The following is a 12,887-nucleotide window of genomic DNA, read 5'->3' as shown; positions in this document are numbered from 1 at the left end:
TGATGCGCACCATTAAGGGCCCCGGCGTCTATCTGGCGCAGTTCGCGGCGGACGACGCTCCCTACAATACGCTTCCTGGACTGGCGAGATGGGCCGCGGACAAGGGTTTTAAGGGCGTGCAGATTCCCACATGGGACACGCGCCTGATCGATATGAAAAAGGCGGCAGAAAGCGACGCCTATTGCGACGAGATCAAGGGCATGCTTGCCGATTTCGACTTGCAGATCACCGAATTGGCATCGCATATCACCGGGCAGCTTGTCGCTGTGCATCCGGCGCACGACACGATCATGGACAGTTTTGCACCTGAGCATGTACGGGGCGCTCCGGCGGCACGGCGCGCGTGGGCGGAAGAACAATTGCGCTTTGCCGCCCGGGCCTCGAAGCGGCTCGGCATTGACCGGCACGTCACCTTTTCCGGCGCGCTGCTCTGGCCTTATCTCTATCCCTATCCGCAATGGCCCGAAGGGCTGATCAAGGAAGGTTTCGATGAACTGGCGAAACGCTGGACGCCGATCCTGAATGACTTCGACGCACATGGCGTCGACGTCTGCTACGAGATTCATCCGAGCGAGGACCTGCATGACGGCCATAGCTGGGAGTTGTTCCTCGACAAGGTTAAGGAGCATCCCCGCGCTAATTTGATGTATGATCCGTCGCACCTCGTTTTGCAGGCGCTGGATTATCTGGCATTCATCGATCATTACCACGACCGGATCAAGACGTTTCACGTCAAGGACGCGGAGTTCCGCCCCGATGGAAAGTCGGGCGCTTACGGCGGTTATCAGCCTTGGTCGAAGCGGGCGGGCCGGTTCCGTAGTCCTGGCGACGGTCAGGTCGATTTCGGCGCGATCTTCACGAAGCTGACGACCTACGGTTTCGACGGCTGGGCTGTACTGGAATGGGAATGCTTCGTCAAAAACCCCGAGGACGGCGCCGCTGAAGGCGCGAAATTCATCGCCGATCACATCATCCGCGTCTCCGACCGCGCCTTCGATGATTTCGTCAAATCAGGTGCCAATCGCAGCGCGAACCGGGCTATGCTCGGATTGGAGGAAAAATGAGTAATCATCGAGTTTTGCGTCTTGGCATGATCGGTGGAGGGCAGGGGGCCTATATCGGCAACATTCACCGACTGGCATCGCGGCTGGACGGCCAGTGGCAACTGACTGCCGGAGCCTTCGACGTTGATCCCGGCCGGGGACGTGAATTCGCAATCGCCGAAGGGCTTGATCCGGTGCGCAGCTATGGAACCTATCAGGAACTAATCTCCGGCGAGACGACGAGGGACGGCCGGGTGGACGCAGTTGCCATCTGCACGCCGAATTTCACGCATTACCCGATTGCCAAAGCGCTGATTGAAGCGGGCTTCGACGTCATCTGCGAAAAGCCGTTGACGGCGACGTTGGACGACGCCATGTCACTGGAAAAGCTCGCGCGCGAAAGTGGGCGCTTTGTCGGTGTGACCTATACCTATTCCGGCTATCCGATGGTGCACGAGGCTCGCGTGCGGGTGGCACGCGGCGAGATCGGCGACATCCGCACGGTGCAGGTGGAATATCCGCTGGAATGGATGGCGACGGCCATTGAAAAACAAGGAAACGCGCAGGCCGCATGGCGTACAGACCCTAAGAAGAATGGCCGCGGTGGCTCAATCGGTGACATTGGTACCCATGCCTATCATCTCGCAGGCTTCGTAACCGGGTTAAAGCTACAATCGCTGACGGCGGATCTCGCAACCTTCGTCGAGGGCCGCGCGCTGGACGACAATGCCCATGTGATGATGCGCTATGAAGGCGGTGCGCGCGGACTCCTATGGTCGTCGCAGGTTGCGCTCGGCAATTCGAACGGCGTACGTCTGCGCGTGTTCGGATCGAAGGGATCCTTTGCCTGGTTTCAGGAGCAGCCCAACGAACTCGTCTATTCGCCGCTCGACGGTCGCGTTCAAGTTATCAAACGCGGCGCTGACGATTTGTCTGAAGACGCTAAATTGCGCAGTCGTACACCTCCTGGTCATCCGGAGGGGTATCTGGAAGCCTTCGCCAATCTGTATGCGGGCTTCGCCGAAGCAATCCTGGCGAGGAGGGAAGGCCGAGAGCCCTCCCTGCTTGGTCAAAATCTGCCGCTTGCTTATGATGGGCTGAAGGGTGTCGCCTTTGTAGAGGCCGTGGTCGATAGCAGTGAAGCCAAGGATTGTCACTGGATCACGCCAGTTGCGATTTAAGAGGATGGACTGATGGGTATCAAGCGATGTTCGATCTGAACGATGCACGTTTCAAGCCGCTCTGGTTGCGGGTAGTGTTGGTTGCCATTTGCTTTGGCTGGGCTGCATTTGAATTGGTTAGCAGCAGCCCGGGATGGGCCGCCATCTTTGCTGTGATAGGTGCATGGGCCGTCTGGGGTTTCTTCATTAATTTCCATCCGGATGGGAAGAATGCGCCGGAATAGCGAGATCGTATCAAGGCAGCAAACACACGATAGAATGCGCCAATACGGGTATATTTGAGTTATTATCTGCAACCTCCGCTGCGTGAATGACTGCAATCTTGAGGTGATTTTTCTCCGAAGGTCGGGTGTCGATTTGTGCGACTTAACGTCAGGGACCGGATCAGTGAATAAGGTTTCCACCTGAGCTCTATCGATGGACTTGCTAAGCACCGAGCCGCAAAGGATCGGTGCTCAGCCGTTCGGGGATGCTTTAATATCTCACTCAAAATCGATCGGCAGCACATCCGCCGGGATGTTCTGATAACTGACAGGGCGCAGGAAGCGACGGATGGACATGGTTCCGACGCTGGTTGCGCCGAAATTCGTGCTGGCCGGGTAGGGGCCGCCATGAACCATCGAATCAACCACTTCCACTCCGGTCGGGAAACCGTTGGCCAAAACGCGTCCGGCCTTGCGCTCCAGAACCGGCAGAAGCTTGCGCGCGTCTGCGGCGTCGTCCTTGTCCATATGCAAGGTAGCGGTCAGCTGGCCTTCAAAGCCCTTGGCCAGATGCACCATGTCATCGACTGACTTGACGCGAACGACAACGCCGAGCGGACCGAATACTTCCTCACCAATGGTGTGGTCGCCAAGGAAAGCTTCACCAGTCGTCTCATAGAGATTGGGTGAGGCTTCGCGGCCCTTGCTTTCGGTGGTCAGCACGGGCTTGACGGAGTTGCGGCTGTCGAAATGTGCCTTACCGTCCTGATAGGCCTTGGCGATACCATCGGTGAGCATGACCTGCGGCGCAACCTTTTCCAGAGCGTTGCGGGTTGACTGCACAAAGCTGTCGGCTTCCGAACCATCGATAACCACGGCGATGCCCGGATTGGTGCAGAACTGACCGGCACCCATGGTCAACGATCCAGCCCAGCCTTCGCCGAGCGACGAGGCGCGTGCCTTCATGGCTTCCGGCAGCAGGAACATCGGATTGACCGAGCCAAGCTCGCCGAAGAAAGGAATCGGTTCCGGACGCTGTGCGCACAGATTGAACAGAGCGCGACCACCGCCGAGCGAACCGGTAAAGCCGACTGCCTTGATGAGCGGATGCGTGACGAGTGCTTCGCCGACCTTGCGGTCACCGCCCTGAATGAGGCTGAACACGCCCTTCGGCATGCCGGTCTTGGCGATGGCGGCCTGAATGGCGTCAGCGACGATTTCGCCGGTGCCGGGATGGGCGGAGTGGCCCTTCACAACCACCGGGCAGCCTGCGGCAAGGGCGGCTGCGGTGTCACCGCCCGCGGTCGAGAAAGCGAGCGGAAAGTTGGAGGCGCCGAAAACGGCGACTGGGCCGATCGGGCGCTGCATCAGGCGGATTTCCGGACGCGCTGCAGGCTTGCGGTCGGGCAGGGCCTCATCAACGCGACGGTCGAGATAATCGGCCTTGCGAATATGGTTGGCAAAAAGACGCAGCTGGCCGGTGGTGCGTCCGCGCTCGCCTTCAAGACGGCCGGTCGGCAGGCCGGTTTCCTGCGTGCCGATTTCTGTGATGGCCGCGGCACGGGCTTCAATTTCGTCGGCAATGGCTTCAAGGAAGAGGGCGCGTTCTTCGCGGCTTGTATAACCATAGGTCCAGAAAGCGTCTTCCGCTGCTTCACAGGCGCGCGCTACCAGAGCGGGCGTGCCAACCGCGAATTCATGCGATGGACCTGTTGCCGGTGTTGAAGCGAACGTTGTCTCCCCCGCAACCCACTCGCCAGCTATCAGGTGTTGTCCATGGGGTGTCCAGCTCATCTCAATTCCTTTCCGTAGTAATCACCGCATTGCGATCTGTATTTTCACATCCGTCGGATGAGCCATATCCGCCCGCTTGAATGCTTCAACGCTATCCTTGAAGTCATATGTCGCAGAGATCAATGGCTTCACATCAATCTTGCCTTCTCCCAATAATGCAATTGCGCGTTCATAGACATTTGCGTAGCGAAAGACCGTGACGAGGCGGATTTCCTTGACCTGCAATGAGACGATATCGATAGGTACCGCTTTTTCAGGCATGCCCACACAAGCCAATGTACCCCCTGGACGAATGCAATCGGCAATGCCATCAAATGCTTTGGCAGCGCCTGAGCATTCATAGACAATATCGACGCCCCAGCCATCGGTCAGACATCGAACCTGGTCCCTCATGGAACCATCACCTGCATGAAGTGGCTGGATGCCTGTATAGCAAGCAGCAATATCGAGCTTTTGTGACGCAGGATCGAAGATCAAGACGCGCGAACACCCGGCGGACAATGCGCTCAGTGCCACAAGAATGCCGATCGGGCCCGCTCCGAGGACAAGAGCGACATCGCCAGCCGCCACGCCGGTTTTATGAACCGCCTGCAGGCCCACCGCCAAAGGTTCGATCATTGCGCCTTCGGCGAAAGAGACATTGTCGGGCAGTTTATAAGTCAAGTTAGCTGGGTGCACGACGTCTGGTGTCAGACATCCGTGAACCGGCGGAGTGGCCCAGAAAGTGAGGGACGGATCAAGATTATAAAGTCCGATGCGGCTCGGCCGGCTCGCAAAATCAGGGACGCCCGGCTCAACGCAGACCCGGTCGCCCACCGTAAGATTGTGAACATTTGCACCACAGGCAATGACAGTGCCAGCTCCCTCATGGCCGAGGATCATCGGTTTCTTAACGATGAATGGACCGATGCTGCCATGCCGATAATAGTGAACATCGCTGCCACATATGCCAACGACATCCATCGCGATGCGCACATCGCAATCGCCAAGCGTCAAATCGATATCGATATCGCGCAAAGCCAGTTCGCGTGTCTTTTCCAGAACAAGTGCGAGAGCCATGTTGATCCTAGATACTTGTATAGCCTGCGTCTGCAGTGACAATCGAGCCAGTCATCAGGCTTGAGGCGTCTGAGGCAAGGAACTGGACGATGGAGGCGATCTCCTCCGGTTTGCCCATGCGACCAGTGGGGGTCAGGTCGAGCCAGCGCTCAACCAGCCCAGGCTGATTTTCAAGTCCATGCAGCAATGGTGTTTCGATATAGGTTGGCGCAACCGCATTCACCCTGACACCTCTTTTGGCCCATTCGACTGCGAGTGAGCGTGTGAGGTGGTGTACCCCGGCTTTCGAGGCGTTGTAGTGGCATTGTGGCTGCGGTACATTAACGATATGTGCCGACATCGAACCGATATTGATGATTGAACCCTTGCCTTTCTCTAACATTCGACGACCAAAGGCTCGACAGGTGCGGAATACGCCGCTGAGATTGACCTCAATGACACGATCCCATTGATCGTCCGTCATGTCTTCAGCGGCGACATTGTTGACGATACCTGCATTGCAGACGAGCACGTCAAGTGGCTGTATGTCATTCGCCAGCGCGTTCAACTGAACGCTGTCAGTAACATCGAGCTGCCGGGCGCTTGCAGACCCACCGATTTCTCTTGCGGTGGTCTCGGCGCGTGACAGATCAATATCGGTGCAGACCACCGTCGCCCCGGTTTGCGCCAGGGCTTGCGCACATGCTGCACCTATTCCCTGACCGGCCCCTGTTACCAGTGCCAGCCGACCGCTCAAATCCATTCTTGCACGATAGGACATTTTTGTTCTGCCGTTCCTAAATCAAACCGCGTTTGGCCATGTCTCGCATCAGCGAGCGCATACCGTAAGCCCATGGACGCGCCTTGTCCGACGTCGTGACGACATTGCGCAAGGTTCCAAGTGTTGGCGTCGAAATCTCGACGACGTCACCTTCTTTGTGGGTGAAGCCGCTGCCTTTTTCCGCACGATCCTGCGTGGGAGCAAACATGGTTCCCAGAAATAGCAGGAATCCATCAGGATATTGATGGCTGGCATTGATGGTCTGTGCGACCAGATCGGCAGGTCTCCGGCTGATCTCGGCCATATTGGAGCGCCCTGACATTTCAAAGCCGTCTTCTCCTTTGACGGACATTTCAAGTGTTGTATTCTCAATGTCACCGAGCGTAAATCCAGCGTCAAACAGGCGGATGAACGGGCCGATGGCGCAGGAAGCATTATTATCCTTGGCCTTGCCGAGGAGGAGCGCTGATCGACCTTCAACGTCGCGCAGATTGACGTCATTTCCAAGTGTAGCGCCACGTATATTGCCGTTTTTGTCTACCGCGAGCACGATTTCGGGTTCGGGGTTGTTCCACTTCGAAATCCGGTTGACGCCGACTTGCGCGCCATGGCCAACGGCAGACATGGGCTGCGATTTGGTGAAGACCTCAGCGTCAGGTCCAATACCCACTTCAAGATATTGCGACCAAAGCCCTTCTTTCTCCAAGGCAGTCTTTACCTCAACGGCCTGCTCAGAGCCAGCGCGTATGTTGGACAGGCTTCCGCCGATCAGTTCACCGATGCGCTTGCGGATCGCGTCGGCTTTTGCCGGGTCGCCTGACGTCCGCTCATCGATGACGCGCTCGATCATGCTTTGCGCAAAAGTGACCCCACATGCCTTAAGCGCCTGGAAATCACAAGGGGCAAGCCATGAATGGCGAGGTGATCCGTAACCAGTTTCGTACGGAGAAAGAACGAAATCATCAGGCTTGCCGAGCTTTTCGCCCTGTAGACCATCAAAGCGTACTGCGGGATCATTGTCGAGGAAGTCGCTAACTGAGATCACCGAGTTTGTGACATCAATCACTTCACCATCGCGAATGATGACGACACTGGGCGCTGACAGATCGGCGCGCCATACACGCCCGACCAAGCGGGCCTTTTCATGAGAATCGGGAAGCATGCTTCTCCTCCTTTTATGTAGTAAAACTATTAAGCTTGTTACCGCTTCGTCAAGGTGTAATCAGCCTTTGCTGCCGACAGTCTTGCCGGTTTGACCGAAAACCACGGCGAATCTCGTCGAAAAGTAGCTGTGTTCGTTTGTTTTTGTCGCTTAAACTGATTTCCTGCCGCCGACTACCTTTTTCGGATTGGCAAACCAGATGCAACGAGATATGTAGTTATGCTATATCAACGATCCTTGTGAACGTTGACGGCTCGGAATTGGGTGGAGAAAATCATGACCGATGCGATCCTATCGCGGCTTGATGGCAAGCTGTTCATCGACGGAAAATTCATAGAAGGACGCGGCGCGCGTATCGACGTCGAGAATCCGGCGCGTGGCGAAGTCATTGGGCAGATTGCGGCAACGACGCCCGAAGAAATCGAGCAGGCAGTCGCCAGCGCGCGGGTTGCATTTCGTTCTTGGTCCAAGGTTCCGGCCAGGGAGCGGTCACAAGCTCTCCACAGGCTCGGCGACCTGATATCCGCCGATGCCCCGCGCATGGCCCAGATCATGACGCTGGAACAGGGCAAACCGCTCAATGAAGCCAAAGGCGAAATCCTCAAACTGGCCGAAGCCTGCCACTTTTATGGCGAGGAGGCGGTGCGCGTCCTGGGCGAAATCGTACCCAACGATCAGAACGGTTATCAAAGCCAGGTCATCCGCGAACCGATCGGCGTGGTCGGTGCAATTACACCCTGGAATTATCCTGCTGAGCTTGTTGGGTGGAAACTTTGCGCAAGCCTTGCTGCTGGTTGCACGATCATCATCAAGCCGGCAGAAATCACACCCTTTACCGCCCTGGCCATTGCTGAAAAGGTGACGGAGGCCAAGATCCCAGCGGGCGTCGTCAATGTCTTAACCGGCAAGGGCTCGCTCGTTGGCCAGGCACTCGTCGAGCATCCTGACGTTGACAAGATCGCCTTTACCGGTTCAAGCGCGGTTGGCCTTCATATCCAGAAGTCCTGCCCAACCGTAAAGCGCCTTTCATTGGAGCTTGGTGGCAATTGTCCGCTCATCATAGCCGCCAGCGCCGACATTGATGCGGCAGTGAAGGGGGCCGTGCGCCGTTCCTTCCGCAATATGGGGCAGATTTGCATTGCAATTAATCGTATCTATGTGGCGCGCCCGCTGTACGAGACTTTTCTCGAAAAATTCGCGGTTGCCGCCAACGCATTGACCATCGGCGACGGTCTGCTCGAACCGGCCGCCGATATCGGGTCCATGGCTTCGCTTGCGCCCCTTGAAAAAACGCACGAGCACCTGGCCGATGCATTGCAAAAAGGTGCAAGGCTCCTCGCCGGCGGCAAGGCGCCGGAAGGTGAAAAATTTGCCAGGGGATTCTTCTTTTGTCCAACCATTGTCGCCGACTGTACTCATGAAATGAAGGTCATGAGTGAGGAAACCTTTGGTCCGCTTGTCGGTGTGGCGCCTTTCGACGGGCTGGAAGAAGCCGCGGCCCTAGCAAATGATACGCCTTATGGGCTTGCCTCTTATGTCTATGCGCGCGACTTGCAGGAAATCTATCAGCTTTCAAACGACCTCGATTACGGTAATGTCGCCGTCAACAACGTCGACGCGGGCATCATGAACGCGCCTTACGGCGGTCGTAAGCAAAGTGGCATCGGCTATGAGCATGGCCGGGAAGGCTTGCTGGAATATTTCAATTTCAAGCATATCCGCCTGCATCACGGCGTCGGAGCCTGACTTCATGACAACCGCACTTCTAGGTATCGACATCGGAACGTCGGGTTGCAAAGCGCTGCTAGTGTCCGTCGAAGGCGATATTCTGGCCTCCAGCACCGCCACCTACGCGCTGTCGCAGCCTCGTGCCGGTTGGACCGAACAAGATCCCGCCCTTTGGATCGAGGGTGCGCGCAAGGCAGTGGCAAGCGTGATGGCGCAATACCCGGAGATTGAACTTCTCTGTGTCGGCCTTTCAGGGCAGATGCATGGCCTTACACCGCTCGACCAAAATAGAAAAATTCTGCGTCCGGCAATCTTGTGGAACGATCAACGCAACGCCGCTGAAGTGGAGGAAATCACAACAAAGGCTGGCGGGCTGGATGCTCTGATCGGCCAGACAAGCAATCGCATGCTGGTCGGTTATACCGGGGGCAAAATCGTCTGGATGAAAAATCATGAGCCGGATTTGTTTGCAAAACTGCATCATGTGCTCAACCCCAAAGATTATCTGCGTCTGGTTTTGACGGGAGAACTTGCAACGGAAGTATCGGATGCGTCTGGCACCGGGCTTTTCGATGTGCGACAGCGCAAATGGGCATCGGGGCTGATCGAGACGCTCGATATTGACCCTTCTTTCTTACCCGACTGCCATGAATCTCATGAGATTTCCGGTCGCATCAACGCTTCTGGCGCAGCACTATTCGGGCTTCCGGCAGGGGTACCAGTGGCGGGCGGCGGCGGTGACAGTGTCATTCAAACCATTGGTTCAGGCGTCATCGAACCCGGTCAGTTGCAAACAACAATCGGTACTGCTGGGATTCTGGCAGCGGCCCTGGATAAGCCCGTTCCAAGCGCGGACGGTCGCATCCAAATGTTCTGCAATGTCGCTCCTGCCAAATGGCATGCCATGGGCGTATCACTGAATGCAGGCGGAGCAATGGGCTGGTTCCGGTCAATCCTTGCCGATACCGGGCATGGTGACGATCTTACCTTCGATGCGGTAGCAAAAGCTGCTGCCTCCAGCACACCAGGTGCGCGCGGACTATTATTCCTGCCTTATCTCAACGGTGAACGTTGTCCGCATCCAGATCCCGCAGCACGCGGCGCTATCATCGGTCTCACAGCACGCCACACACTTGCCGATGTTTCACGCAGTGTCATGGAAGGTGTTGTTCACGCCTTTTATGACATGCATGCGCTGATGAAATCTATGGGGATCGAAGGGCGGGTGATTAAGGCATCTGGCGGTGGCGCCCGATCACTATTGTGGCGACAAATTCAGGCCGACATGTTCGGTTGTGATGTGGTGACGACAGAAGGTGCTGCGGAAGGCGGGGCTTTTGGCGCGGCACTGGTGGCGGGAGTGGGAGTGGGCGTCTGGAAGGACGCGACTGAGGCAGCTGGCATCTTGCGCGAATTGACGTGTCAGAAGGCTGATCGTGCTGATAGTGCCGTCTATCACAAGGCACATGAAATCTATCGAGGGCTTTATCCTGCACTCTCCCGGAGCTTCCACGCTCTAGGCGATCCCGTTTTTGCTGACTGACTGTCGAACACGCCCAACCAAAGGATTTTTCGAATTATGAAACAATATTCAGCTTTGATCTTCGATCTGGATGGAACGCTGATCGATAGTGCTCCGGACATCACCGCAGCGGTGAATGTCTATATGGTGTCCAAGGGCTGGCCAGCACTATCCGTCGACTATGTCGAAACCTTTATCGGCAATGGTCCACGCCGCCTGTTGAAGGACATATTCATTGATCAGGGTCTGCCCTTTGACGATGCAACGGTGGATGCTGCGGTTCAAAGCTATATTGAAAACTATCATCGCAACCCAGCCGAGAAGACACGTTTCTTCAGCCACGTTCGCGAAGATTTGCAAAGCCTGCATGCTGCCGGTTTTAGGTTGGGCATCTGCACCAACAAGCCCCACGCCTTAACTCAGGAAATTTTGAAAATCCTCGAGCTCGATCGCCTCATTGAGGTGGCGCTTGGTGCAGACGCGGTGCCAGCCTGCAAGCCAGATCCTGGCCATCTGCGCGCCGTTGTCGAGCGCATGAATCTTAACGGTGCCAACTGGGCCTATGTCGGCGACACCAATGTCGACAAGGCAACGGCGGAGGGCGCGGGGGCCACTTTCTTCGTCGTGCCGTGGGGCGGTGGAGCGGATGTAAATGTCGAGCCGCATCAACGACTTGCGCGTATCGCCGATCTCATGGAGTATCGCTCTCATTAAATAGTGGGACGACGAAGGAACCAATTTCATGACGGTCAGCCTGTTACAGCGCATATTCCATGAAACAGACGGAATGGGGGCCGCCGAACGGCGTATCGCCGAATTTGTGAGCACGTCTCCAGGCGAGGTCATTCATATGAGCATGGCCAAATTGTCCGAGCGCTGTTCGGTCAGTGATCCGACCATCATGCGCTTTTGCCGCCGATTCGGTTTCGATGGCTATCAGGATTTCAAGCTGCATCTGGCACAAAGCCTCGTTCCTTCTGCACCCTTCGCCTATGAACAGATCATCCCCAATGACGGCATAGAAAATATTGTCCGCAAGACCTGTCGCAATTCCCTCAACGCCATCCAGCGTGCTCTGGAGGATCTCATTCCCCAGCAGGTTGAACAGGCTGCCCTGCTTTTGCGCGATGCCGCATGGACAGGTATCTACGCCAGCGGTATTTCCGAAGTCACAGCGATTGATGCCGAACACAAGTTCCAGCGCCTCGGGATGCGGTGTGCGGCGGTCATGGGGCGCAAGAAGCAGTGGATGCATGTCGAAGGTTCGCGACCGCACGAAGTCGCGCTGATCTTTTCGCAGTCTGGTCACACCAAGCAGATGGTGGAGCTGGCCATTGCAGCAAGAGCAGGGGGCGCGCGTGTCGTATCGATCACCGCAGCCGAAAGTCCGCTTGCCCGTGTCACGGACGCGCTGATTGCCGTTCGTCCCTACGATCAGACCGAGTTGATGACACCGCTCGCATCGCGCCTCAATCATCATCTCGTCGTCAACATGCTCGTCACGGCAATTGCAGTGTCGAGCGGCAGCGAATTCCCCGATCAACTGCCAGCTCTCGATTCCTGGCTGACAGACAAGATACGGGACTAATGATCTAAACAACCGCCGCAGTCGTCCACAACGGCTCCGGCCAATCGGCAGGAAAGACAAATGTCCGCAGAGCAAAATGAAGCCAAGAAAGTCGCAGGTCGCCGGGTCATTGAGGAATTTGTGCGAGACGGCATGAAGCTTGGCCTTGGATCGGGAACCACCTCGCATTTCTTTGTGCGTGAGCTAGGGAAATATGTGGCTGATGGCATGAAGCTGACCTGCACCACGACGTCACGTTCGACGATTGACGTCGCGCGGGAAGTGGGTATCGCCATTACGGATCCAAACGAAATTGGCGAGATCGATCTCACCATCGATGGGCCGGACGAGATCGACCGCCAGTTCAACATGATCAAGGGCGGCGGTGCGTGCCTCTTGTGGGAAAAGATCATCGCCCATGCATCAAAGCAGATGATTACAGTTTGCGATGAAACAAAAATCGTCGACACGCTCGGGGCCTTTCCTCTCCCCGTGGAGGTTGTGCAGTTTGCGTGGAAACAGACTGAACGGATGGTGAATCGCATTTTGCACGAGCATGGTATTACTGCCCAGATCGCCCGCCGTATGCGTGACGGTCAGCCTGTGGTAACCGATAGCGGCAATTTCATCCTTGATTGCAAATGTGGCGCGATCACCAAACCGGCTCCCCTCGAAACTGAACTCAACCGTATACCCGGCGTCGTCGAAAATGGCCTGTTTACAAGAGAATCCGCCGGTATGGTGGTAGGTTGTTTCGACGGCACGTCCTACGTCAAGTTGCGATAATCTAGTAAAACTTCAAATGGACTGATGTGGCTGGATCTTATCTGGGCTCCAGTTAATCCTAATTTGCGCTGAAAATTGGCAT

12 protein-coding genes are annotated in these 12,887 nt (G+C 56.2%); 8 read left to right on the top strand and 4 right to left on the bottom strand.

Annotated elements, in window-relative coordinates:
• Positions 1 to 2 precede the first annotated feature (2 nt).
• Genes QBD01_RS07910 through QBD01_RS07900 form a run of 3 tightly spaced genes read left to right on the top strand, consistent with a single transcriptional unit; the run spans position 3 to position 2,448 of the window.
• On the top strand, positions 3 to 1,064 hold the full coding sequence (locus tag QBD01_RS07910) for a sugar phosphate isomerase/epimerase (RefSeq protein ID WP_171319218.1): 1,062 nt from the start codon (positions 3 to 5) through the stop codon (positions 1,062 to 1,064).
• Entirely contained in the window at positions 1,061 to 2,224 is a 1,164-nt protein-coding gene (locus QBD01_RS07905) for a Gfo/Idh/MocA family protein (RefSeq protein ID WP_235942972.1), read from the top strand. Before QBD01_RS07910 ends, QBD01_RS07905 begins: the two co-directional genes overlap by 4 nt.
• 26 nt (positions 2,225 to 2,250) lie before the next feature.
• Positions 2,251 to 2,448 (top strand): hypothetical protein, encoded by a 198-nt coding sequence (locus QBD01_RS07900; RefSeq protein WP_094515312.1) that lies wholly within the window; start codon positions 2,251 to 2,253, stop codon positions 2,446 to 2,448.
• Positions 2,449 to 2,706: 258 nt separating this feature from the next.
• Here QBD01_RS07900 and QBD01_RS07895 read toward each other — a convergent pair whose 3' ends face one another.
• From QBD01_RS07895 to QBD01_RS07880, 4 genes are read right to left on the bottom strand one after another with little or no spacing between them, the layout of a single operon-like run.
• Positions 2,707 to 4,221 (bottom strand): aldehyde dehydrogenase (NADP(+)), encoded by a 1,515-nt coding sequence (locus QBD01_RS07895; RefSeq protein ID WP_280992346.1) that lies wholly within the window; start codon positions 4,219 to 4,221, stop codon positions 2,707 to 2,709.
• Between the two features lie 21 nt (positions 4,222 to 4,242).
• A complete protein-coding gene (locus QBD01_RS07890; protein ID WP_171319110.1) occupies positions 4,243 to 5,280 on the bottom strand; it encodes an NAD(P)-dependent alcohol dehydrogenase in 1,038 nt (345 codons plus the stop codon).
• A 7-nt stretch (positions 5,281 to 5,287) separates the two neighbouring features.
• Positions 5,288 to 6,040, bottom strand: coding sequence for an SDR family NAD(P)-dependent oxidoreductase (locus tag QBD01_RS07885; protein WP_171319111.1), 753 nt, complete (start codon positions 6,038 to 6,040; stop codon positions 5,288 to 5,290).
• Positions 6,041 to 6,056: 16 nt separating this feature from the next.
• Complete coding sequence (locus QBD01_RS07880; RefSeq protein ID WP_280992345.1) at positions 6,057 to 7,202, bottom strand: fumarylacetoacetate hydrolase family protein; 1,146 nt, start codon at positions 7,200 to 7,202, stop codon at positions 6,057 to 6,059.
• Between the two features lie 276 nt (positions 7,203 to 7,478).
• Here QBD01_RS07880 and QBD01_RS07875 point away from each other — a divergent pair, with 276 nt between their 5' ends.
• Genes QBD01_RS07875 through rpiA form a run of 5 tightly spaced genes read left to right on the top strand, consistent with a single transcriptional unit; the run spans position 7,479 to position 12,805 of the window.
• Positions 7,479 to 8,948: an NAD-dependent succinate-semialdehyde dehydrogenase gene (locus QBD01_RS07875; RefSeq protein ID WP_280992344.1), complete on the top strand. Its 1,470-nt coding sequence runs from the start codon at positions 7,479 to 7,481 to the stop codon at positions 8,946 to 8,948.
• 4 nt (positions 8,949 to 8,952) lie between these two features.
• A complete protein-coding gene (gene xylB, locus QBD01_RS07870; RefSeq protein WP_280992343.1) occupies positions 8,953 to 10,473 on the top strand; it encodes a xylulokinase in 1,521 nt (506 codons plus the stop codon).
• 36 nt (positions 10,474 to 10,509) lie between these two features.
• Positions 10,510 to 11,166, top strand: coding sequence for an HAD-IA family hydrolase (locus QBD01_RS07865; RefSeq protein ID WP_152849216.1), 657 nt, complete (start codon positions 10,510 to 10,512; stop codon positions 11,164 to 11,166).
• A 28-nt stretch (positions 11,167 to 11,194) separates the two neighbouring features.
• Complete coding sequence (locus QBD01_RS07860; RefSeq protein ID WP_078341184.1) at positions 11,195 to 12,040, top strand: MurR/RpiR family transcriptional regulator; 846 nt, start codon at positions 11,195 to 11,197, stop codon at positions 12,038 to 12,040.
• A 60-nt stretch (positions 12,041 to 12,100) separates the two neighbouring features.
• Complete coding sequence (gene rpiA / locus QBD01_RS07855; protein ID WP_094515305.1) at positions 12,101 to 12,805, top strand: ribose 5-phosphate isomerase A; 705 nt, start codon at positions 12,101 to 12,103, stop codon at positions 12,803 to 12,805.
• Positions 12,806 to 12,887 lie beyond the last annotated feature (82 nt).

This window comes from Ochrobactrum sp. 19YEA23 (assembly GCF_029909865.1).
Lineage (GTDB): Bacteria > Pseudomonadota > Alphaproteobacteria > Rhizobiales > Rhizobiaceae > Brucella > Brucella gambitense.
The sequence above is the reverse complement of the archived record's forward strand: the minus strand, read 5'-3'. Positions and strand labels throughout refer to the sequence as shown.